Here is a 21597-nt window from a genome sequence, read left to right as displayed (position 1 = left end):
GGTTCTCCTATCGCGTCTCGTCGAGGTCCAGGCCCTCGGCGCGCATCTTGGTCAACAGGTCCTGCCAGCGCGACAGCTTCTTGCTGTCGCCGGTGCGCTTGCCGCCGCCGGGGCCGGGCAGCCACAGCCCCTCGGCGTTGAAGGCGTAGACGGGCAGGAGGTCCTTGCGCTGGGAGGCGGGCTTGATCTGCGGGATCAGGTTGTCCAGCACCAGCGGTTCGGCAGTGGGGGAGGCGTAGTAGGTGAGCACCATGTGCGCCTGGTTCTGCTGCAGTGCCTTGACGTAGGTGATGCGCAGCTTGTCGCTGGCGACCCCGAGGCGGCGCAGGGTGACGAACTTGGCGATGGAGTAGTCCTCGCAGTCGCCGGCGCCCTTGTAGAGGGACTCCACTGGCGTGGCCCAGTAATCCTCCTGGTGCCAGACGGTGCGGTCGTCGGTGAACACCAGCGCGCCATTGAAGAAGGCGTTGACCGCCTTGAGCTTGGCCGCTTCGTCGAGGTTCTCGCTGTCGTCGATCAGCCGGCCCCAGGCTTCGATGCGACTTTTTGCAGTGCCCAGGTTGCCGTAACGCTGCTCGGCGTTCTTCAGGATGGTGTCGAAATTCCAGGCGGCGCCGGCGGACAGGGCGAGAAGCGCGAGCAGCAGCGCACCGGCCCGCAGACGCAGCGGGCTGGCGAACAGCCAGAGGGCTCCTCGGGGTGGCTGCATCGCCAGCGCTCCATGTGGGATGTGTGGAGTCTAGGCGGTCCCGGAGAACTTGCGCTGGCGCATCGCCATTGAGCGCAAAGCCGCGTCGCACGGGCCTCGGCGGCGAAACTGACAGGATTGTCATTTAAGGGTCAGCGTCCGGTCCCGGCCACTGGCCTATAACCGCAGGATGTGGCCGCTGTGGCCGAACCAGACGCGGGAGAGCGGGATGCAGGTGCAACGGCGGGTTTGGCTGGCGGCAGGAGTGCTGGGCGTGGTCGCGCTAGGGGCGGGATTCTGGGGCTTCAGCGGCGGCCATGAGGCCCCGCTGGCGGCGGCTCAGCCACCCGGTGTGCCGGTGACCCTGGCGCGGGTGGCGCGCGAGGATATGACGCAGAATCTCGATGGCGTCGGCACCGTCACCTCGCTCGCCAGCGTGCTGGTGCGTCCGCAGGTGGAGGGCCAGCTCACGGCGCTGCTCGTCGAGGAGGGCCAGATGGTGGAGAAGGGCCAACTGCTGGCAACCATCGACGACCGCGCCATCGCCGCCGCACTGGAGCAGGCCGAGGCCACCAAGCAGAGCAACCAGGCGCAACTGCGCATCGTCGAGCAGGACCTGGCGCGCTACCAGACGCTGATCCAGCGCGGCTCGATCTCCCGCCAGACCGTGGAACAGTCCGAGGCCGAAGCAGCCCGTCTGCGCGCCACGCTGCGCGGCAACCAGGCGGTGATCGATGCCGAGCGTGTGCGTCTGTCCTACACCCGTATCACCTCGCCAGTGGCCGGCCGCGTCGGCATCCGCAACGTCGACGTTGGCAACCTGCTGCGCACCAACGACAGCAGCGGCCTGTTCACCGTCACCCAGATGTCGCCGATTTCCGTGGTCTTCGCCCTGCCGCAGGAAACCCTGCAACAACTGCAACCGCTACTGGCCGAGGATTCGCCGGTGGCCGCCCACAGCCGCGATGGCGGCCAACTGCTGGGCGAGGGTCACCTGCGCAGCATCGACAACCAGGTCGCCGCCAGTACCGGCACCATCCGCGTGCGCGCGGTGTTCGACAACAAGGACGGCAAGCTCTGGCCGGGCCAGTTCGTCACCGTCGACCTGCAGGCCGGCGTGCTGCGCAACGGCCTGGTGCTGGACAGCCGCGCCGTGCGCCGGGGCCTGGACGGCGCCTTCGTGTTCCGCATCGCGGACGGCAAGGCGGTGATGGTACCGGTGCGGGTGCTGCAGGACATCGATGGTCGCAGCCTGGTCGAAGGGCTGGCGGTGGGCGACGAGGTGGTGCTCGATGGTCATTCGCGCCTCACCCCCGGCGCCCGCGTGGACGTGCAGGGTGACGTGCAGACCCTGGCGCGCCGGAGCCAGCCGTGAGCGTGCATGCCGGCATGTCCGGCTGGTGCGTGCGCCATCCCATCGCCACCTGCCTGCTGACCATCGCGTCGCTGATGCTTGGCCTGCTGGCGTTCTTCCGCCTGGGTGTGGCGCCGTTGCCGCAGGTGGACTTCCCGACGATCCAGGTGCAGGCGCTGCTGCCCGGCGGCAGCCCGGAGACCATGGCGTCCTCGGTGGCGACCCCGCTGGAAGTGCAGTTCAGCGCCATTCCCGGCGTCACCGAGATGCTCTCCACCAGCGCCCTGGGTTCCACCACCCTGACCCTGACCTTCGCCCTGGAAAAGGACATCGACGTCGCCGCGCAGGAAGTCACGGCCGCGATCAATGCCGCGGCCGGGCGGCTGCCCGCGGACATGCCTAACCTGCCGACCTGGCGCAAGATCAACCCGGCGGACAGCCCGATCATGATCGTACGGGTCAATTCCGAGCTGCTGCCGCTGATCGAACTCAGCGACTACGCCGAGACGCTGCTGGCGCGCCAGCTCAGCCAGATCAGCGGGGTGGGGCAGATCTTCGTGGTCGGCCAGCAGCGCCCCGCGATCCGTATCCAGGCGCAGCCGGAGAAGCTTGCGGCCTATCGCCTGACCCTCGCCGACCTGCGCCAGTCGCTGCAGTCCTCCAGCATCAACCTGGCCAAGGGCGCGATCTTCGGCGATGGCCGGGTGTCCACGCTGGCGGCTAACGACCAGTTGTTCAGCCCCGACGAGTACGGCGACCTGGTGGTGGCCTACCGCGCCGGTGCGCCGGTGTTCCTGCGTGATCTCGCCAGGGTCGTGAAGGCACCGGAAGACGACTACGTGCAGTCCTGGCCGGATGGCCGTCCCGGTGTCGCGCTGGTGATCCTGCGCCAGCCCGGCGCGAATATCGTCGAGACCTCGGACGCCATCCAGGCCGAGCTGCCGCGCCTGCGCGAGATGCTCCCGGCCGGTGTCGAGGTGGAGGTGCTCAACGACCGCACCCGTACCATCCGCGCCTCGCTGCACGAGGTGGAACTGACCCTGCTGCTGACCATGGGGCTGGTGGTGCTGGTGATGGGCCTGTTCCTGCGCCAGCTGTCCGCCACGTTGATCGTCGCCACCGTGCTGGCGGTATCGCTGAGCGCGAGCTTCGCGGCGATGTACCTGCTGGGTTTCACCTTGAACAACCTGACGCTGGTGGCGCTGATCATCGCCGTGGGTTTCATCGTCGATGACGCCATCGTCGTCGTGGAGAACATCCACCGCCACCTGGAGCAAGGCAAGGACCGGGTCGAGGCGGCCCTGGCCGGGGCCTCGGAGATCAGCTTCACGGTGGTTTCCATCAGCTTTTCGCTGATCGCCGCGTTCATCCCGCTGCTGTTCATGGGTGGCATCGTCGGGCGGCTGTTCCGCGAGTTCGCCGTCAGCGTTACGGCGGCCATCCTGATTTCGGTGCTGGCCTCGCTGACCATCGCGCCGATGCTAGCCTCGCGCTTCATGGGCGCGCCCCATTCCCATAAAGACAGGCACGGCCACGATGACGGCGGTATCGCTGGCTGGTTGCTGGCGCGCTACGCCAAGGGACTCGACTGGTCGCTGCATCATCAGCGCACCGTGCTTGCCGGCTTCTTGGTCTGTGTGGCCATTGCGGTGGGCGGCTACGTCGGCATTCCCAAGGGCTTCTTCCCGTCCCAGGACACCGCCTTCGTGTTCGGCACCACCCAGGCCGCCGAGGACATCTCCTACGCCGACATGGTGGAAAAGCACAAACAGCTGGCCGACATCGTCGCCGCCGACCCGGCGGTGCAGAGCTACAACCACGCCATCGGCATCACCGGTGGCAGCCAGAGCCTGGCCAACGGGCGTTTCTGGATCGTCCTCAAGGACCGTGGCGACCGCGATGTCTCGGTGGATGACTTCATCAACCGTATCCGGCCCAAGCTGGCCAAGGTGCCGGGCATCGTTCTCTACCTGCGTTCGGCGCAGGACATCAACCTCGCCACCGGCCCGGTACGCACCCAGTACCAGTACGCCCTGCGCAGCAATGACAGCGCCGCGCTGGCGCTGTGGGCGCAGCGTCTGACCGACCGGCTGAAGCAGGAGGGCGGCCTGCAGGACGTCTCCAACGACCTGCAGATGGGCGCCAACATCACCTCCCTGGAGATCGACCGGGTAGCGGCGGCGCGCTTCGGGCTGTCTGCCGAGGACATCAGCCAGACGCTCTACGACGCGTTCGGCCAGCGCCAGGTCGGCGAATTCCAGACCGAGGTCAACCAGTACAAGGTCATCCTCGAACTGGATGCCCGCCAGCGAGGCCGCGCCGAGAGCCTGGCCTGGTTCCACCTGCGCTCGCCACTGACCGGCGAGATGGTGCCGCTGGCGGCGGTGGCCAAGGTCGCGCCGGCGAAATCCGGGCCGTTGCAGATCAACCACAACGGCATGTTCCCGGCGGTGACGCTGTCCTTCAACCTGTCGCCGGGCATGGCCCTGGGCGACGCGGTGCAGCTGGTCCAGCGGGTGCAGCAGGAGATGGGCATGCCGTCCAGCATCGGCGGCGAATTCCAGGGCGCCGCGCGGGCCTTCCAGAGTTCCCTGGCGAGCCAGCCGTTGCTGATCCTTGCCGCGCTGTTCGCCGTCTATGTGATCCTCGGCGTGCTCTACGAGAGCTTCGTGCACCCGCTGACCATCCTGTCCACGCTGCCCTCGGCGGGCATCGGCGCGGTGTTCCTGCTCTGGGGCTGGGGCCTGGAGTTCTCGGTGATGGCGCTGATCGGCCTGGTGCTGTTGATCGGCATCGTCAAGAAGAACGGCATTTTGATGGTCGACTTCGCCCTGGCCGCACAGCGCCAGCGCGGCCTGTCGCCGTACGACGCGATCCGCGAGGCGTGCCTGGCGCGCTTCCGGCCGATCATGATGACCACCCTGGCCGCGCTGCTGGGTGCCATCCCGCTGATGATCGGTTTCGGCACCGGCTCGGAACTGCGCCAGCCGCTGGGCGTGGCGGTGGTTGGCGGGCTGATCGTCAGCCAGGCGCTGACCCTGTTCAGCACACCGGTGGTGTACCTGGCGCTGGACCGGATCTTCCATCGCCAGCCACAGCCGGTGGCCATCGGTGGTGCGGTATGAGATGCGGCATGAGGTGCGGCTGGGTAGCATGGTCGTCGGACCCAGCGAACGCATCAAACGGAGCCCGGGCATGCGCGTACTGATTGTCGAAGACGAGAGCAAGACCGCCGACTACCTGCAGCGCGGCCTGAGCGAACAGGGCTTCACCGTGGACGTTGCGGCCAATGGCATCGACGGCCGGCACCTGGCGCTCAACGGCGAATACGATGTCATCGTCCTCGACGTGATGCTGCCCGGCATCGATGGTTTCGGTGTGCTGCGCGCGCTGCGCGAACAGCGGCAGACCCCGGTGATCATGCTCACCGCCCGCGAGCGCGTGGAAGACCGCGTGCGCGGCCTGCGCGAGGGCGCTGACGACTACCTGATCAAGCCATTCTCCTTCCTCGAACTGGTGGCGCGCCTGCAGGCCCTGACCCGGCGTGGCGCGCACCTGGAAAGCGCCACGCAGATGCGTATCGCCGATCTCGCTATCGACCTCGTCAGCCGCCGCGTACAGCGCGGCGGCACGCGCCTGGAACTGACCGCCAAGGAGTATTCGCTGCTCTGCGTGCTGGCCCAGCGCAGTGGGGAAATCCTCTCCAAGACGGCCATCGCCGAGCTGGTCTGGGACATCAACTTCGACACCGACACCAATGTCGTCGAGGTCGCCATCAAGCGTCTGCGCGCCAAGCTCGACGGGCCCTTCGACACCAAGTTGCTGCACACTATCCGTGGCATGGGCTATGTGCTGGAAAGCCGCGCCGCCCAGGAGCGTGAAGCGTGAAAGGACTGTCGCTGTCGACGCGCCTGGCCGGCATGTTCGCCGCCGCCGCGCTGGGTATCTTCCTGCTGATCGGCTCGGCCCTCTATTGCGTGCTCGACGCGCAGATCGAGCGTTTGCAGCGTTCCGAGCTGGATACCCGGTTCAACCTGGTCGCGCGCATGCTCGACAAGCCGGACCTCGCCCAGCGCTGGTCGTACATGCAGCTCAAGCTGAATACCCTGAGCCAGGAGAACGGGCTGATTCGCTTCTGGATCGATAGCGCCGATCCGCGCTTCCACTATGGCGAGCCTGCGGAGCCGGTGCGGCGCTTGCTGGGGACCGGCAAGGGCTATGCCGAGCTGATGCTGCCGGGGCACGAGTCGCCGTTGTCTGCCCGCGTGGGGCTGCTGCCGGCCAGTGGCGAACGGCCCACGCTGGTGCTGCTCACCGCCATCGACAGCGTGGCTTTCCAGCAGGCGCGCCAGGCGACGCTGATCACGTTGTTCGTCCTGTCCGCGCTGGGTATCGCGCTGGCCACGCTGTGCGGGCACTGGATCGCCCGCGTCGGGTTGCGCCCGCTGCACGAGCTGTCCGCCGAGGCGCGGCAGATCAGCCCGCAACAGTTGTCGCAACGCCTGCGGCTGGAACCCCTCCCGGCGGAGCTGTCGGCCCTGGCGAAATCCTTCAACGAAGCGCTGGACCGCCTGGAGCAGGCTTACTTGCGTCTGGAGTCCTTCAACGCCGACGTCGCCCACGAATTGCGCACGCCGCTGGCCAACCTGATCGGCCAGAGCCAGGTGGCACTGTCCCGCGAGCGCAGCGCGCAGGATTACGAGGAAGTCCTGCAATCCAACCTGGAAGAACTGGAGCGCCTGCGTGCCATCGTCAACGACATGCTGTTCCTCGCCCGCGTCGACCAGGGTGGAATGGCGGCCGAGCGGGTGGAAACCTCGCTGGCCAGCGAAGTGGCGACGACCCTTGATTTCCTCGACGTCATCTTCGACGAGAGAGGTGTGCAGGTCGACTTGCGCGGCGATGCCCGAGCCTGCGTCGAGCGAGCCCTGTTCCAGCGCGCTGTGACCAACCTGCTATACAACGCGGCCCAGCACACGGCACCCGGTGGCCGCATCGAGGTTCGCCTGAGCGACGAGCGCGGTGCTGCGCAGGTGGAAGTCAGCAATCCGGGTGAGCCCATCGGCGCCGAGCAGCGCGCGCGGGTGTTCGAGCGCTTCTACCGCGCGGACCTGGCCCGCGCCAACAGCCAGAGCAACCATGGGCTGGGATTGTCCATCGTCAAGGCGGTGGCGAGCATGCATGGCGGGTCGGTGCTCGTGCGCAGCGAAGGTGGGGTGAATACCTTCGGCTTTACGGTGGATGCGGTGGGGCCGGTGGTTGGGCGAACGGATGATGGCGGACTGGCCGGGGAGGTGGTGCCAGTCTGAGGGCTTCAGTGCTCGGGCAATACCCCTCTCCCTACCCTCTCCCTGAAGGGAGAGGGGACTGGATCGGCATCAGGCGAATCACCGAATTGGCCGGGCGCCGTGAGCGGCCCGCTCTTCCTTCAGAGAGAGGGGCTGGATTGGTATCAGGCGAATTACCGAGTTGGCCGGGTGCCGTGAACGGCTCCCTCTCCCTTCAGGGAGAGGGGTTGGATCGGTATCAGGTGAATTGCCGAGTTGGCCGGGCGCTGTGAACGGCCCATCCTCCCTTCAGGGAGAGGGGCTGGATTGGTATCAGGCGAATTGCCGAGTTGGTCGGGCGCTGTGAACGGCTCCCTCTCCCTTCAGGGAGAGGGCTGGGGAGAGGGTATTCGAGCCCGCAGCGGACTCAATCCAATCGCCGCGTTTTCGTCCGAATCAGGTAGATGCTCACCAGCGTCGCACTGGTCAGCATGAACGCCCAGGCCCAGGGCCGCTGCACGATGAATCCTGAAATCAGGATGCTGCACCACATCAGGCCGATGGCGTAGACCTTGCCCTTGAGCGGAATGCCTTCGCCGTCGAGATAGTCGCGGATCCACGGGCCGAGTTTCGGGTGGTTCACCAGCCAGTCGTAGAAACGCTGGGAGCTGCGCATGAAGCAGGCGGCGGCGAGCAGGAGGAAAGGCGTGGTGGGCAGCACCGGCAGGAAGATGCCGATTACGCCCAGCGCCACACTGAGCCAGCCGATACCCAGCAGGCAGTAGCGAACCCAGGCGTGGCGGCTTTGGCGGATTTCTCGTGGCATCGACGTGCGCGAAACGAATCCGGAGCCGCGTTGCGCGGCTCCGGCAGCGGATCAGTGGGTGCGCGGCTTGAGCAGGGCCGGTTTCTCTTCCGGGGCCTGGCACAGCAGGAACAGGTTGGTCAGCAGCTCGGGGATCTGCGCGACCATGTCGTCCACCAGTCCACGGTCGCTGGCGATCTCGTCGAACTCGGGCTGTTCGTCGAACAGGCCGGAACCGACCATGATCGGCAGCAGCAGCTCGCTGACTTCTTCCTCGGCCTGCTCGAACCAGATGGCCTCGCGCAGGAACACGCCTTCCATGAAGCCGATGCACCAGCCGCGGACGTCGGAGTCGTCCGGCTCGTCGCCCAGGTAGGGTTCGCAGGGCAGCTCCAGCTCTTCGTCACCGGCCATCTGGCGGATGATGTGCGCCTTGAGCTGGACCAGGGTCGATTCGATCTCGGTGCGCTCTTCCTCACTGCGGTAGTGCGGCGGCTCGGCGAACAGGGCGTCGATCCACTCGCGCTCCGGTACTTCCTCCGGGCAGATCGCCAGGGCAGTCAGGTAGCCGTGTGCCGCCATGTAGTCCAAGGCTTCCTCGTGCAGGTCATCGGCATCGAGAAAGGCTTGCAGGCGGGACAATTGGTCGGCGAAGGACATCGGGTACTACCTCGGAGGTGATCGGTCCCGAATTGTAGTCTTTCCGCGGCCCCGCGGCAAAAGCGAAATACCCTTCCGGCCTGTGCCGACGCGGGGTTCGGACGCATGTGACGGATTTTTCCGCAGTTTCCCGGACAAGGTGCCGGCCGCGACCGGATCGCTTGCGTATAATGCGCGGCTTCATTCGGAGTCCCCCATGCTCGATCAGGCCCTGCGCATCCTCAAAGACGTTTTCGGTTACGACGCCTTCCGCGGCAATCAGGCGCGGATCATCGAGCGCGTAGCCAATGGCGGTGATGCGTTGGTGCTGATGCCCACCGGCGGCGGCAAGTCGCTGTGCTTCCAGGTCCCGGCGCTGCTGCGCGACGGCCTGACGGTAGTGGTTTCGCCGTTGATCGCCTTGATGGAAGACCAGGTCGCCACGCTCGACGAGCTGGGTGTGCCGGTCGCGGCGCTGAACTCCTCGCTGAGCCCCGAGGCCCAGCGCGAGATCGCCGCACGCCTGCAACGGGGCGAGATCAAGCTGCTCTATCTGGCGCCCGAGCGCCTGGTGCAGCCGCGCATGCTGGACTTCCTGCAGCGCCTGGAGATCGGCCTGTTCGCCATCGACGAAGCGCACTGCGTGTCGCAGTGGGGCCATGACTTCCGTCCGGAATACCTGCAACTGGGCCAGCTCGCCGAACTGTTCCCGCAGGTGCCGCGCATCGCGCTGACCGCCACGGCGGACATGCGCACCCGCGAGGAGATGATCCAGCGCCTGCACCTGCAGGATGCCGAACAGTTCCTCTCCAGCTTCGACCGTCCGAACATCTTCTACCGCATCGTGCCCAAGGAGCAGCCGCGCAAGCAGTTGCTGGGCTTCCTGGCCGAGCGCCGGGGCGATGCCGGCATCGTCTACTGCATGTCGCGCAAGAAGGTCGAGGAGGTCGCCGAGTTCCTTTCCGCCCAGGGCTTCCCGGCGCTGCCGTATCACGCCGGGTTGTCCAACGACCTGCGCGCGTACCACCAAAAGCGCTTCCTCAACGAGGAAGGGCTGATCATGGTCGCCACCATCGCCTTCGGCATGGGCATCGACAAACCCAACGTGCGCTTCGTCGCGCACCTGGACCTGCCGAAAAGCCTCGAAGCCTACTACCAGGAAACCGGCCGCGCCGGCCGCGACGGCCTGCCCGCCGACGCCTGGATGGCCTACGGCCTGCAGGACGTATTGCTGCTGCGGCAGATGATGCAGAACTCCGAGGGCGACGAGCGCCACAAGCGCGTCGAGCGGCACAAGCTCGAAGCCATGCTGGCGCTCTGCGAGGAGACCCGCTGCCGCCGCCAGGCGCTGCTGGCATATTTCGACGAAGTGATGCCCAACCCTTGCGGCCACTGCGACATCTGCGTCGACGGTGTGGAAACCTGGGACGCCACCGAACCTGCGCGCCAGGCGCTGTCGGCCATCTACCGCAGCGGCCAGCGCTACGGCGTCGGCCATCTGGTGGACGTTCTGCTGGGCAAGGACACCGAGAAAGTGCGCAGCGTCGGACACCAGCACCTGGCGGTATTCGGCATCGGCAAGTCGCGTGCCGAGGACGAATGGCGCACGCTGTTCCGCCAACTGGTCGCCCGCGGCTTCGCCGACGTGGACGTCGATGGCTTCAACGGCCTGCGCCTGACCGAGGCCTGCCGTCCGCTGCTGCGCGGCGAAGAGACGCTGGCCCTGCGCCGCGATCCCAAGCCGCAACGCAACAAGTCGTCGTCTTCCGGTGGCGCCAGTTCGGCCAGCCAACTGGTGCGCCAGGAAGAGCGCGAGATGTGGGAAGCCCTGCGCACCCTGCGACGCAAGCTGGCGCAGGAACATTCGGTGCCGCCCTACGTCATTTTCCCCGATGCGACCCTGCTGGAAATGCTCCGCAGCCAGCCGACCACGCTCACCGCCATGGCCCAGGTCAGCGGCGTTGGCGCGCGCAAGCTGGAACGCTACGGCCAGGCCTTCCTCGATGTGCTCAACGAATCCGAGGCGGCGCCCGCGACGCCGGCGCCGGTAGCCGATCTGAGCCACGAACTGGTGACCCTGGCGCGCGCCGGCATGACTCCGGCGCAGATCGCCCGCCAGCTCGATTGCAGCGAGAAGAACGTCTACAGCCTGCTGGCCGAGGCCATTGGCCGCCAGCAGCTGGGCCTGGAGCAGGCGCTGGATCTGCCCGAGGAACTGCTCGGTGAAATCCAGGACGCCTTCCTCGACGAGGACGGCGAGCTGCCGCCGGTCACCGCCATCGCCGAGCTGTTCGAAGGCCGCGTGCCGCTGGGCGTGCTGCACTGCGTGCGCGCCGCCCTGCAGGCCGAGCTGGAAGTCTGATCGCCGCGAAATACGGCGTTACAGACTAAATATCAATGTGCCAGCAACGGCGCATTTCCCCACCAGTCCAACTCGACAGATTCCATCACTTGCACGGGTGCGAGATGTCGAGGTTCATACGGGTAGTGGCAGGGCTGCTGGTCGTAGGGCAACTCAGTGGATGCGCCAGTGGCGGCGGGCTGACCGAGGGCGGCAAGAACGCCTTGATCGGCGTTGCCGCAGTCGCGCTGGTGGCGGGCTTGGTGATCATGTCCAAGGACGACGATGACGACGATTACCGGGACTGTCGCAAGCAGCACAGCCGCTCCGAGCGGCGCTATTGCAATGACTCCTACCACGGTTACGACCGCTACCGGAATTCACGGGACGATCGCTGGTGATAGCGGCAAACCGTCAGTTTCGTGACAGGGCAAAACGACAAACTTGTGACGCGCATCTCGAACAGCTATGGTGGCACTTAGACCTCCACGAGAAGAGGTGAACGTGACACAACAAAGCTGGTTGGACGACGTGCGCTCCAACCCCTATGCCGAGCAGCTCTCCCGGGGCTTCCGCCGTCTGCGCTTCGAGCCTGAGCTCGAGGCGCAGTACCGTCAGTATCTGCTGGAAGACAACTTCGATCTCAAGCGCACGGCGCTGTGCATCGGCGTCCTGATCTGGCTGGCGCTGGCGGCCATCGACTTTCTCCTGATCCAGGGGCCGGAGCACTGGCAGATGCTCGCCGTGCGCATCGGTGTGCTGGTGCTGCTGACTGTGTGCGGCGCGCTGATACTGCAGCGCCGGCATATTCACCTGCTGGTGCCGCTCAGCCTGGCCTGCATCCTCAGCGTTGGCATTGGCGCCGCCGCTATCGCCGGCATCGCCCACCGGGTCGATCCAACCTATCCCTATGAAGGCTTGCTGTTGGTCAGCATGGCCGCCTATTTCCTCATCGGCCTGCGCTTCGCCGAAGCGGTGGCCAGTGCCCTGGTGATCTTCCTCGCCTACGTGGGATTCGAACTGTATGCCGCGCTGCCGCTACCCAAACTGATCAGCAACGTGGTGTTCCTGTTCTTCGGCAACCTGGTCGGCGCAGTGGGTTGCTACCTGCTGGACTACAAGTCCCGCCAGCATTTCCTGATCAGCCGCCTGCTGAAGGTGATGGCCGAGCACGACAGCCTCACCGGCCTGCACAACCGCCGCAGCTTCAACCGCCAGTTGGAGCGCCTGTGGCGCCAGGCGCAACGGGAGAGCGTGGGGTTGGCGCTGCTGCTCTGCGATGTCGATCACTTCAAGGCCTACAACGATCGCTATGGCCATCAGGCCGGCGATGGTGTGTTGCAGCGCATCGGCGAAGTGCTTGCCGCCAGCGCCCGACGCCCGCTGGACATGGCCGTGCGCCTGGGCGGCGAGGAGTTCGCCGTGCTGCTCTATGGCGCCAGCGAACGCGAGGCGCGGGAACGAGCCGAAGTGGTCAGGCATTCGGTGCAGCAGTTGGGTATCGCCCATGAGGGGTCGCTGACGGCGGAGGAGGTGACGCTGTCGATCGGTGTGTCCTGCTTGTGGCCCGAGACCGGGCATCCGCTGCGCAGCATCTACGAGCATGCTGACCGGGCGCTATACGAGGCCAAGGCATTCGGGCGCAACCAGGTCGTGGCTTGATTGGGCCGGAGCGTGAAGCGCTGGCCTGTTTCCTGCGGTCGTGTATGCCGATGCTTCCCCCTCACCCCAACCCTCTCCCTCAGGGAGAGGGGGCAGATTGTGCTGGCTGAAGCCATGGTTTTTTCCTGCACCGAACGCCCCTCTCCCTCAGGGGGAGGGGCAGGCTGCGCCGGCTGAGGCCGTGGTTTCTTCCCGCATCGAACACTCCCTCTCCCTCAGGGAGAGGGGCAGGCTGCGCCGGCTGAGGCCGTAGTTTCGTCCCGCACCGAACGGTCCCCTCTCCCTCTGGGAGAGGGTTAGGGTGAGGGGCATTGGCGACGAGAGGATGGCCCATTCCGTCCCCCGAGCTGGCGCCGTGCGTGACTGCGGCGTGCGTGGGGCCGGTGCTAGGATTCGCCGGACTCCGCCACCGAGCCCGCGCCCATGCAGCAGCTGATCCAGCCCAACGGCCAACCGCACTACGGCATCTTTCCCACCACTCCGGCAACGATCAACCATCGCGATTTCGACTTCCGCTCGCCCATGGGCCGTCGCCTCGGCGCGCTGAGCAAGTGGCGCAGCTTCCACCAGTTCCAGTATTTCGGCCTGATCAGCCCGACGCTGATCGGCGGCTGCGCGCTGGCGGATCTCAGCCTGCTATCCATCGGCTTCGTCTACCTCTACCACCCCGAGAGCGGGCGGATGATCGAACGGCAGTTCAAATGCCCGCTGGGCAAAGGCTCGAGCTTCTCGCAGAACCCCAATGACGGCGTCTGCGAACTGCGCCAGGGGCGCAACCTGCTGCGCCTGGAGAATGGCTCCTCGCCACTGGAGAAACGCTTGCTGGTGGAGCTGGACGACGGCACGCGCATCGATGCGCGCTTCAGCGAGGAGCAGCCGGCCTTCGAACCCATGAGTATCTGCACCCCGACGGCGGTCAACGGCTGGGTCTATGCGCGCAAGGTCGCGGGCGTGCACTGCCAGGGCGAGGTGCGCAGCGCACTGGGCAACTACGACCTGCGCGCGCTGGACGCCTACGCACACCACGACTGGTCCGCCGGCTACATGCGCCGCGAGACCTTCTGGAACTGGGCCTGCCTGTCCGGTGAGGCGCAGGGGCAGCGGATCGGCCTGAACCTGTCGTGCGGCGTCAACGAAACCAGCTTCACCGAGAACTGCTACTGGCTGGATGGCCGGCTGGTGAAGGTCGATACAGTGCGCTTCGACTTCGACCGCGATCATCCGCTCAAGCCATGGACCATCCGTTCCTTCGACGGCCAGGTCGATCTGCGCTTCGAAGCCCACGGCCTGCACCAGGAACGGCTGAACCTCGGCGTGCTGGCGAGCAACTTCAAGCAGATCTTCGGGCGCTTCAGCGGCGTGCTGAAACCGGCGGGGCAGGCGGAAGTACGGATCGACAATCTGTGGGGCTTCGTCGAAGACCAATATGCGAAATGGTGAGGTAGAGCGTCACACCCTGCGACAATCTGTCATTGTACGGGCTTGATTAGCTGGCTAATAATTAGTCAAATCAACTTAGCTGATTCATCCCTCGATTCTCTCATCAGAAAGCCCGACGCAATGTCAGATAACGATAAGCACTACTTCGGTACCCAACTGGCCCAGGCTTCGCGTGCGTGGCGAGCTGAACTCGACCGCCGCCTCAGCCATCTCGGGCTTTCCCAGGCGCGCTGGCTGGTGCTGCTGCACCTCGCGCGCCACTCCGCCGCACCGACCCAGCGTGAGCTGGCCCAGTCGGTCGGTGTCGAAGGGCCGACCCTGGCGCGCCTGCTCGACGGTCTCGAAGCCCAGGGGCTGGTCCGCCGCCAGGCAGTGGCCGAGGATCGCCGCGCCAAGCGCATCGCGCTGACGCCCAAGGCGGATGTCCTGATCACCGATATCGAGAACATCGCCGCCGCCGTGCGCAACGAAGTGCTGGCAGGGATTTCCGAAGAGGAAATCGCTCTGTGTCAGAAAACGCTCAGTCGGATTCTCGGCAATCTCGAGCGAAATTGAGCATTTCGTCACGTTTTTCGGTAGAGTAGCCATTTTTCTGGCGGTTCCCGGTGGGGCCGCCGGCCATTCGCTACCCATACCCGAACCATTCGCCGGTTTTTCGACGATTTATCTTGACCAATCTCTCCACACCACCTAATCCGTGATATCAGACGGCCTGTACTCTGCAAGGTACAGAGGGTAGTGCGTGACGGTCTGCAGTCCGGCATGGCGTTCAGTGTATGGACAGGCTCCGCCTGCTGCTTTCGAGTAGTCAGGGAATGGCGTGCAGACCCGGACAATGGGATGGGGTTATGGCTCGAATAAATAGAATTCCGCTGACGCTAGCCGCGCTTTCGGTCTTTGTTTCCGCTCACGCGAATGCCCTCGGCCTGGGGGAAATAACGCTGCACTCAGGCCTCAACCAACCACTTGACGCCGAGATCGCGTTGCTCCAGACGGGCGACATGACCTCCGACGAATTGGTCGCCAAGCTGGCCAACCCCGTCGATTTCGAGAACGCCGGCGTCGATCGCTTCGTGTTCCTGCAGAACCTGCGTTTCACTCCGGTGATCCGCAACGGTCGCGGCTACATCAAGGTGGTCTCGACCCAACCGGTTCACGAGCCCTACCTGAATTTCCTGCTGGCGGTGGAGCGACCCAACGGTCGCCTGCTGCGCGAATACACCGTGCTGCTCGATCCGCCGGAGTACAGCGCCAACCGCAGCGTGGCCGCCAGCGTGGGCATCAGCGAAAGCGCGCCAGTGCGTTCCTCCTCCTACCGCTCGGCGCCGGTACGCAGTGCGCCCGCGCAGCCGCCGCTGCCGGCGGGGGACGGTCGCTATACCACCGTACGCAACGACACCCTGTGGAAGATCACCTCGCATTTGAGCGGTTCCGGCGCGTCCCGTAGCCAGTTGATGGACAGCATCGTCACGCTCAATCCGCAGGCATTCGTCAATGGTGACCCGCACCGCCTGAAGGTTGGCCAGACGCTGGTCCTGCCGCAGGGGCAGCAGTTCGCCGGCACCGCCAGCGCACCGTCCACCCAACCGACAGTTGCCGCGCCGCCGGCAAGTGCGAGCGTCCCCGCTGCTGCGCCGGAAAGCGCCGTTGGCACAGCGTCGGCTCCGGACAACGCTTCGGCACCGGCTTCAGCCGCCATCGCGCCGGCGCCCACGGGCGACCTGGCGAAGGTGGAGGCCGATCTGCTGATCGCCAATGCCCAGCGCGACCAGTTGAACCAGCGCATGGACGACATGCAGAAACAGCTGGAGTCGCTGCAGCAGGCGCTGCAAAGCCGCGACCAGCAGGTTCAGTCCCTGCAGGCTGAGCTGGGCCGTCGTCAGGACGCACCGTCGGCCGCCGCGCCCGCTGCCGATGCTTCCAGCGCCAATACGGCAACCGGTGCCGCGCCGGCTACCCCGGCCGCAGTCGCGCCGCAAGCCTCGCCGGCACAGGACGTTCAGCAAGCGCCGACCGCCCAACCGGCCGCCACTACCGCCGACTCCGGGTTCAATTACTGGCCGTGGCTGGGCGCCGGGGCTCTGGGCGCATTGCTCATCGGTCTGCTCGTGGCACGCCGCAAGCGCAACGACAAGCCGGTGGAGAAACCGCCGGTCCAGGCTGCTGCCGCCGAACCGATCAGGCCGCTTCCGCCGGCCAAGCCGCTGGCTGCCGCAGTGGTCGCGCCGGTACCGATTCCGCATCCGGTGGTGATTGCCACGCCGGAGGCTGGCGTCGCTCGCCTGCCTGCCGCCAGCGCCGACAGCCTGGAAGGCGCCGATATCTACATCGCCTACGGCCGCTTCAACCAGGCCCGCGACATGCTGCGCAAGGCCGTGGCCGCCGAGCCGCAACGCCGCGAGCTGCGGATCAAGCTGTTGATGGTGCTGGCGGAACTGGGTGATGTGATCGGTTTCCACGAGGAAGAGCGCAGCCTGGTGGCCATCGGTGGCGACCAGAAGCAGATCGACCAGTTGAAGTCCCGCTATCCGGCCATGCTGGCTCGTCCCGAGGACGAACTGCAGGGCCCCACTGGCGAGACCCTCACCGATTGGGACGACCTGGAACTGGGCGATGTCGCCGAGCCGGTACCGGCCGCCGCTCCGCAGGCTTCTGCAGCTGACGACCAGGCCGATTTCGCGATGAACCTCAGCGATCTTTCGCTGGATCTGGATTGGGACAAGCTCGACAACCCCTTCGAGTCGCCCAAGCAGGGCAAGGTCGCGGCCAAGGTCGAGCAGGGCGTGCCGACGGATTTCCGCAGCAACCTGCACGAGCTGCCGGAAATCACCGAGCTGGACCTGGGCGAGCATGGCGAGATGTTTGGCCAGGGCCGCAAGGCGCAGGCGGTGGACGATGACCTGAGCTTCGAGCTGCCGGACGATCTGGGCAGCGAGCACGACGAGCTGCTGGCCAGCCTCGACCGCGCCCGCGCCTGCATCGACCAGGGCAACCTGGAGGAGGCCTATCGCATTCTCAAGCAGGTCATCGAGAACGGCGACTCCAAGGCCAAGGCCGAAGCCCGCGAGTTGCTGGCGCTGATTGCCTGATCCATTGTCTGAATGAAAAAGCCCGGCACCTGCCGGGCTTTTTCATGGGCGCGGTAATCGCTGGATGCGGGCCATGCCGGCCCGTCGCGGAGAGGCTCCGCTCCTACAAAAGCCGCTCGGTCCGTCGCGGAGAGGCTCCGCTCCTACAAAAGCCGCGCGGTCCATCGCGGAGAGGCTCCGCTCCTACAAAAACCGCTCGGTCCGTCGCGGAGAGGCTCCGCTCCTACAAAAGCCGCGCGGTCCATCGCGGAGAGGCTCCGCTCCTACAAAAGCCGCGCGGCCCGTCGCGGAGAGGCTCCGCTCCTACAAAAAACGTGCGGTCCAGGCTGCACGCTCTATAGGAGCGGACCTTGTCCGCGAAATCCCCCCACGGAGCACCCACCCAACCGCTGCCACACGCCGCACGGGCGCCGCCGTGCTCCCAGAGGCATCCGCTCCTACCGGAAAGCTACCCAGCGATGCCTCAGAAATTCCGCCCCAGGTTGATGTACATGGCGTGCTCGTCGGCGTCGTTCAGGCCGTAGCTGAAGGACAGCGGACCCAGCGGTGTCTCGAAGCCCATCAGGATGCTGCCGGCGTTGATGTAGCCGGTGTCGTAGCTGTTGTCGTTGTTCCACACCCGACCGCGTTCCAGGCTGCCGCCCAGGTAGAAGGGGAAGTCCAATGGCAGGAACGAGCGCTCCGTCATGCGCCGGTAGTAGATGACCCGCCCCAGGCTGTAGTTCTGCCCTGCGATGGCGTCCTGGCGATAGCCGGAGAGTTGCCGGGCGCCGCCAAGCAGGAAGCTGGACACCACCACGTCGGCGTCATCGAGCGTGCGGCCGTATCCACCGCCCAGGACCCAGGTGTTCGGTCCGCTGCTCAGTGCCTTGTCCAGGCGGATGTCCCACTGCCGGTAGCGATCGTCGTCGCCCAGTGACGGCGTGTGCTCGCGGTAGGAGGTCTGGATGTCCTCGCCTTCGCGGGGGAAGTCCACGTTGTCCATGGTGTCGAAGGAGTATTTCAGCTCCGCGTAGCCTTCGTTGAAGTGGTAGTTGGGCAGGTCCTGCTCGCCGACCCGGACGTCCGCCTTGCCGAAGGCCTGCGCCACGCCGAGGCGGATTTCACCGTTGTTGGCGATCTGCCGGCCCAGGTTCAGCCCGTAGCCGTAGCGCTCCAGGCGGTACTCGGCGATGGGGTCGTCGTTGTCGGTGGCCTCGACGTTCTGCGCCTCGTTGAACAGGTAGGGCGCGACGAAGTAGCGCGAGCCCACATCCAGCGGCTGGTAGAACTCGCTGTAGATTTCCTGCTGGTCGCCGATCTGCAAGCGCGTCAGCCATTCCGCGCCGAGGCGGTTGATGCCGTTCATGCGGTAGCTGCCGCCGACGTTGAAGGTGCTGTCGCCACTCAGGTCGTCCGAGAGGTTCAGGCCCAGGCGCAGGTAGTCGGTGCCGCCACGCTTGCCATAGGCGTGGATGACCAGCGCGTTGCCGGCCTTGCCATCCTTGCCTTGCTTGCTGTGCACCACGCGGTACTGCACCTGGTCGAAGTAGTCCAGGCCATAGAGCGTGCTCATGTCGCGCTGCAGGCGCTCCAGGTCCAGGCGCTCGCCCAGGGGCTGGCGGATGTAGTGGAGGATGACGTCGTCGCTGACCTTGGAATTGTTCTCCACCTCGATGCGATCGATCACCGGCTGCCGTTCGCCCAGGGTGCGCGCTTCGCCCAGCGCGACGGTCTGGCTATCGGCCGGTTTGCGCAGCGTGGTCAGCCGCGGGGCGAGGATACTGGTGGCGCGATAACCGGCGTCGATCAGCTGCGATACGCGGCCGAAATCGGTGGAGCTATAGCCGCTGAGCGGCGGTTGCACGAGGATGTCGCTGGACTTCAGCGTGGCCAGTTGCGCCTCGGAATTCTTGCGGGTCATCAGGGTGACGGACTGGTTGAGCATGTCCACCACGGTGGTCAACTGCTTGCGGTCGAGCAGCGGGTTGCCGATGTCGACGACGATCACCACGTCGACGCCCATCTGCCGCGCCACGTCTACCGGGATGTTGTCGATCATGCCGCCGTCCACCAGCAGCTTGCCGTTGACCTCCACCGGCGCGAACACCGCCGGGATCGACATGCTGGCGCGGATCGCCTGGGGCAGGTGGCCCTTGCTGAACACGACTTTCTCGCCGGTGGATATGTCGGTGGCCACCGCACGGAACGGGATCGCCAATTGGTCGAAGTCGCGGGTATCGCTGGTGTGCACCAACAGGCTCTCCAGCAGCATCGACAGGTTCTGCCCCTGGATCGCCCCAAGCGGTAGGCCGAGGGTACCGTCGTCGCGGAAGCTGAGTTTCTGCTTCACCAGGAAGTCGCGGTCGTCCTGTTTGCGGCGGAATGGCACATCCACCCGCGGCGGCGAGTCGGACAGCGCTTCCTTCCAGTCCAGTCCCAGGGCCAGTTGTTCCAGCTCCGCGGGCGTGTAGCCGGCCGCATAGAGCCCGCCGATCACCGCGCCCATGCTGGTGCCGGCGATGGCGTCGACATGAATACCCTGTTCGTCCAGCGCCTTGAGCACGCCGATGTGTGCCAGCCCTCGCGCCGCGCCGCCGGAAAGGACCAGGCCGATCTTCGGCGGAGTGTTCGCCGCCAGGGTGCCGAGGGGAAGGAGGAGGAGGAGGGCGAACAGCAGTCGGCGCATGAAGAGAAGAGTCCGGTAGGGCGTTTCAGAGCGGTATTATAGGATTGCGTCCTACAGCAGAGTCTGATTCATGTCCGAAGCCAAAGCCGAAATCGTCATCACCTATTGCACCCAGTGCCAGTGGCTGCTGCGCGCCGCCTGGCTGGCCCAGGAACTGCTGAGCACCTTTGGCGACGACCTGGGCAAGGTCAGCCTGGTGCCGGGCACCGGGGGAGTCTTCCAGATCACCTGCGATGGCGAGCAGATCTGGGAGCGCAAGGCCGACGGCGGTTTCCCCGAGGCCAAGGTGCTCAAGCAGCGGGTCCGCGACCGCATCGATCCGCAACGCGACCTGGGGCACAACGACCGTAGCTGAAACCTGGCTGTACCAGGCGGCGGATAGTTTCGTTAGCTGGCTAACTTCCTTGCTTCATGTCAACGGGCCAAGCCGGCACCACTTTTAGTCTGAGGGTACCCATTCTCCGCAGGAGGTGCCCTCATGAGCATCATTGTCACTGGCGCCGCCGGCTTCATCGGCAGCAACCTCGTCAAGGCGCTGAACGCGCGCGACGAGACAGACATCATTGCGGTCGACGATCTGACCGATGGCGACAAGTTCGCCAATCTTGCCGACTGCGACATCAGCGATTACCTCGACAAGCGCGATTTCATTGCGCGTTATGCCCGCGGCGACTTCGGCGTGGTGCGCGCGCTGCTCCACCAGGGCGCCTGCTCCAGCACCATGGAGCGCGACGGGCGCTACATGATGGACAACAACTACCGCTACAGCTGCGAGTTGCTGGACGCCAGTCTGTCGCTGGGCGTGCCGTTCCTCTACGCCTCGTCGGCGGCGGTCTATGGTGGCGGCCAGGAGTTTCGCGAGATGCGCTCCTGCGAGCGGCCGCTGAACGTCTACGGCTATTCGAAATTCCTCTTCGACCAGCGGGTGCGCAAGGTGCTGCCTGCAGCACGCAGCCAGGTCGCCGGCTTCCGCTACTTCAACGTCTACGGTCCGCGGGAGCAGCACAAGGGACGCATGGCCTCGGTGGCCTTCCACTGCTTCAATCAGTTCCGCGAGACGGGCAAGGTGAAACTCTTCGGCGAGTACGGCGACTACCCGGCCGGTGGGCACCTGCGCGATTTCGTGTCAGTGGAGGATGTCGCGAAGGTCAACCTGTACTTCCTCGACAACCCCGAGCGCAGCGGCATCTTCAACCTCGGCAGCGGCCGCGCCCAGCCGTTCAACGACGTGGCGCTGGCGGTGATCAATACCCTGCGCGCGCAACAGGACCAGCAACCGCTGACCCTGGACGCGGCGATCCGCGCCGGCTTGCTGGAATACACCGAGTTCCCGGACGAGCTGCGTGGCAAGTACCAGTGCTACACCTGCGCCGACATCGCTTTCCTGCGCGAGGCGGGTTACCGCACGCCGATGATGGGCGTGGAAGAGGGCGTGGAGCGCTACTGCCGCTGGTTGCTGCAACAGGACTGAACCGCCTGTATCGCGAGGTTTACCCAGTCTTTACCCAGTGCTGACACTCCGGTTGGGGCAAACGCGCGATCATTGTGCCCAGAGTCGAAGCTCACCCGCTCCCACCGGCGTGCCGGAACCGGGGCAGCTCTCACCCAATGCACGGCGCCTTGTCCAGGCGCCACACCGAACAG

The 21597-nt window shown here is 65.7% G+C and carries 16 protein-coding genes; 12 read left to right on the top strand and 4 right to left on the bottom strand.

Features of this window, described 5'->3' with window-relative positions; translation table 11 throughout:
- Positions 1-7: 7 nt before the first annotated feature.
- Positions 8-709 (bottom strand): cysteine protease LapG, encoded by a 702-nt coding sequence (lapG, locus tag JVX91_RS25655; RefSeq protein ID WP_205336868.1) that lies wholly within the window; start codon positions 707-709, stop codon positions 8-10.
- A gap of 208 nt (positions 710-917) precedes the next feature.
- On the opposite strand from lapG, the gene JVX91_RS25650 reads away from it, so the two are divergent.
- The 4 genes from JVX91_RS25650 to JVX91_RS25635 all read left to right on the top strand — a co-directional run bounded on the left by JVX91_RS25650 (position 918) and on the right by JVX91_RS25635 (position 7351).
- A complete protein-coding gene (locus JVX91_RS25650) occupies positions 918-2063 on the top strand; it encodes an efflux RND transporter periplasmic adaptor subunit (protein WP_205336867.1) in 1146 nt (381 codons plus the stop codon).
- Positions 2060-5167, top strand: a complete 3108-nt coding sequence (locus tag JVX91_RS25645; RefSeq protein WP_205336866.1) for a multidrug efflux RND transporter permease subunit — start codon at positions 2060-2062, stop codon at positions 5165-5167. Before JVX91_RS25650 ends, JVX91_RS25645 begins: the two co-directional genes overlap by 4 nt.
- Before the next feature lie 70 nt (positions 5168-5237).
- Complete coding sequence (locus JVX91_RS25640) at positions 5238-5930, top strand: heavy metal response regulator transcription factor (protein WP_205336865.1); 693 nt, start codon at positions 5238-5240, stop codon at positions 5928-5930.
- Positions 5927-7351 (top strand): heavy metal sensor histidine kinase, encoded by a 1425-nt coding sequence (locus JVX91_RS25635; RefSeq protein ID WP_205336864.1) that lies wholly within the window; start codon positions 5927-5929, stop codon positions 7349-7351. Before JVX91_RS25640 ends, JVX91_RS25635 begins: the two co-directional genes overlap by 4 nt.
- Before the next feature lie 385 nt (positions 7352-7736).
- Here JVX91_RS25635 and JVX91_RS25630 read toward each other — a convergent pair whose 3' ends face one another.
- Entirely contained in the window at positions 7737-8135 is a 399-nt protein-coding gene (locus JVX91_RS25630) for a YbaN family protein (protein ID WP_024766143.1), read from the bottom strand.
- A gap of 51 nt (positions 8136-8186) precedes the next feature.
- A complete protein-coding gene (locus JVX91_RS25625; protein WP_205336863.1) occupies positions 8187-8774 on the bottom strand; it encodes a YecA family protein in 588 nt (195 codons plus the stop codon).
- A gap of 196 nt (positions 8775-8970) precedes the next feature.
- Here JVX91_RS25625 and recQ point away from each other — a divergent pair, with 196 nt between their 5' ends.
- The 6 genes from recQ (at position 8971) to JVX91_RS25595 (ending at position 17285) form a co-directional block, all read left to right on the top strand.
- A complete protein-coding gene (gene recQ / locus JVX91_RS25620; RefSeq protein ID WP_205336862.1) occupies positions 8971-11115 on the top strand; it encodes a DNA helicase RecQ in 2145 nt (714 codons plus the stop codon).
- Positions 11116-11219: 104 nt separating this feature from the next.
- Positions 11220-11495 (top strand): hypothetical protein, encoded by a 276-nt coding sequence (locus JVX91_RS25615; protein ID WP_205336861.1) that lies wholly within the window; start codon positions 11220-11222, stop codon positions 11493-11495.
- A gap of 97 nt (positions 11496-11592) precedes the next feature.
- Complete coding sequence (locus JVX91_RS25610) at positions 11593-12756, top strand: diguanylate cyclase (protein ID WP_205336860.1); 1164 nt, start codon at positions 11593-11595, stop codon at positions 12754-12756.
- A gap of 423 nt (positions 12757-13179) precedes the next feature.
- The gene (locus tag JVX91_RS25605) at positions 13180-14196 is read left to right on the top strand and encodes a DUF2804 domain-containing protein (RefSeq protein WP_205336859.1); all 1017 of its coding nucleotides are present in this window, start codon (positions 13180-13182) and stop codon (positions 14194-14196) included.
- Positions 14197-14316: 120 nt separating this feature from the next.
- The gene (gene slyA, locus JVX91_RS25600) at positions 14317-14751 is read left to right on the top strand and encodes a transcriptional regulator SlyA (RefSeq protein WP_045212475.1); all 435 of its coding nucleotides are present in this window, start codon (positions 14317-14319) and stop codon (positions 14749-14751) included.
- 446 nt (positions 14752-15197) lie between these two features.
- Positions 15198-17285, top strand: coding sequence for a FimV/HubP family polar landmark protein (locus tag JVX91_RS25595; protein ID WP_345890264.1), 2088 nt, complete (start codon positions 15198-15200; stop codon positions 17283-17285).
- Positions 17286-17748: 463 nt separating this feature from the next.
- Here JVX91_RS25595 and JVX91_RS25590 read toward each other — a convergent pair whose 3' ends face one another.
- Positions 17749-19953, bottom strand: a complete 2205-nt coding sequence (locus tag JVX91_RS25590; protein WP_205336857.1) for a patatin-like phospholipase family protein — start codon at positions 19951-19953, stop codon at positions 17749-17751.
- Between the two features lie 70 nt (positions 19954-20023).
- On the opposite strand from JVX91_RS25590, the gene JVX91_RS25585 reads away from it, so the two are divergent.
- Both JVX91_RS25585 and rfaD read left to right on the top strand, forming a co-directional pair.
- The gene (locus JVX91_RS25585) at positions 20024-20308 is read left to right on the top strand and encodes a SelT/SelW/SelH family protein (RefSeq protein WP_081520272.1); all 285 of its coding nucleotides are present in this window, start codon (positions 20024-20026) and stop codon (positions 20306-20308) included.
- Between the two features lie 123 nt (positions 20309-20431).
- Positions 20432-21424, top strand: coding sequence for an ADP-glyceromanno-heptose 6-epimerase (gene rfaD / locus JVX91_RS25580; protein WP_205336856.1), 993 nt, complete (start codon positions 20432-20434; stop codon positions 21422-21424).
- The last annotated feature ends 173 nt before the right edge of the window (positions 21425-21597 follow it).

The sequence above is a fragment of the Pseudomonas sp. PDNC002 genome, from assembly GCF_016919445.1.
In the GTDB taxonomy this organism is placed as follows: Bacteria; Pseudomonadota; Gammaproteobacteria; order Pseudomonadales; family Pseudomonadaceae; genus Pseudomonas.
The sequence above is the reverse complement of the archived record's forward strand: the minus strand, read 5'-3'. Positions and strand labels throughout refer to the sequence as shown.

Excerpts from the sequence above, each read along its gene's own strand:
- lapG (WP_205336868.1), bottom strand. The coding sequence starts at position 709 with ATGCAGCCACCCCGAGGAGCCCTCTGGCTGTTCGCCAGCCCGCTGCGT.
- JVX91_RS25650 (WP_205336867.1), top strand. The coding sequence starts at position 918 with ATGCAGGTGCAACGGCGGGTTTGGCTGGCGGCAGGAGTGCTGGGCGTG.
- JVX91_RS25640 (WP_205336865.1), top strand. The coding sequence starts at position 5,238 with ATGCGCGTACTGATTGTCGAAGACGAGAGCAAGACCGCCGACTACCTG.
- JVX91_RS25630 (WP_024766143.1), bottom strand. The coding sequence starts at position 8,135 with ATGCCACGAGAAATCCGCCAAAGCCGCCACGCCTGGGTTCGCTACTGC.
- JVX91_RS25625 (WP_205336863.1), bottom strand. The coding sequence starts at position 8,774 with ATGTCCTTCGCCGACCAATTGTCCCGCCTGCAAGCCTTTCTCGATGCC.
- recQ (WP_205336862.1), top strand. The coding sequence starts at position 8,971 with ATGCTCGATCAGGCCCTGCGCATCCTCAAAGACGTTTTCGGTTACGAC.
- JVX91_RS25615 (WP_205336861.1), top strand. The coding sequence starts at position 11,220 with ATGTCGAGGTTCATACGGGTAGTGGCAGGGCTGCTGGTCGTAGGGCAA.
- JVX91_RS25605 (WP_205336859.1), top strand. The coding sequence starts at position 13,180 with ATGCAGCAGCTGATCCAGCCCAACGGCCAACCGCACTACGGCATCTTT.
- slyA (WP_045212475.1), top strand. The coding sequence starts at position 14,317 with ATGTCAGATAACGATAAGCACTACTTCGGTACCCAACTGGCCCAGGCT.
- JVX91_RS25595 (WP_345890264.1), top strand. The coding sequence starts at position 15,198 with ATGACCTCCGACGAATTGGTCGCCAAGCTGGCCAACCCCGTCGATTTC.
- JVX91_RS25590 (WP_205336857.1), bottom strand. The coding sequence starts at position 19,953 with ATGCGCCGACTGCTGTTCGCCCTCCTCCTCCTCCTTCCCCTCGGCACC.
- JVX91_RS25585 (WP_081520272.1), top strand. The coding sequence starts at position 20,024 with ATGTCCGAAGCCAAAGCCGAAATCGTCATCACCTATTGCACCCAGTGC.
- rfaD (WP_205336856.1), top strand. The coding sequence starts at position 20,432 with ATGAGCATCATTGTCACTGGCGCCGCCGGCTTCATCGGCAGCAACCTC.